Origin of the sequence: Vibrio sp. S12_S33 (genome assembly GCF_963889785.1) — a bacterium.
In the GTDB taxonomy this organism is placed as follows: domain Bacteria; phylum Pseudomonadota; class Gammaproteobacteria; order Enterobacterales; family Vibrionaceae; genus Vibrio; species Vibrio aestuarianus.
In genome coordinates, this window is sequence record NZ_CAWPQZ010000288.1 from 1 (window position 1) to 363 (window position 363).

Genomic DNA, 363 nt, shown 5'->3' on the forward strand with positions numbered 1-363 from the left:
CGTCAAAATCAAACGTCACTGGCGCACTTTCACCACTGGTGTTGCCCGCCGCGTCGCTGATCTGCGCCGTCACGCTGTAGTCACCTTCCGCCGCCAAGCTTGGGATGGTGATGTTCGCACTGCCTGTTAGTGTTTCTAATAAGGTTATTTCGTGAGTTTGTACTGTCGTACTGCCATCTGGGTTGGTGATGGTTAACGTCACCGTATCACCCACTTCCACACCCGTTGGAATACTCACCACAGTTTCAACGCCGTCACTGTTCTCTGCCACGCTCACGCTGCCGTCCGCGGCGTCCGCGATGGTAAGCGTTGGCGCCGCAGTTGGTACGGTGGCGTCAAAATCAAACGTCACTGGCGCACTGT

The 363-nt window shown here is 55.9% G+C and carries 1 protein-coding gene; it reads right to left on the reverse strand.

All coding sequences use genetic code 11. The annotated features are described in order from the left end of the window. Nucleotides 1-352, reverse strand: a 352-nt coding sequence (locus AACW06_RS20190) for an Ig-like domain-containing protein (protein ID WP_202884127.1), incomplete at its 3' end; no start/stop codon positions are given. Nucleotides 353-363 lie beyond the last annotated feature (11 nt).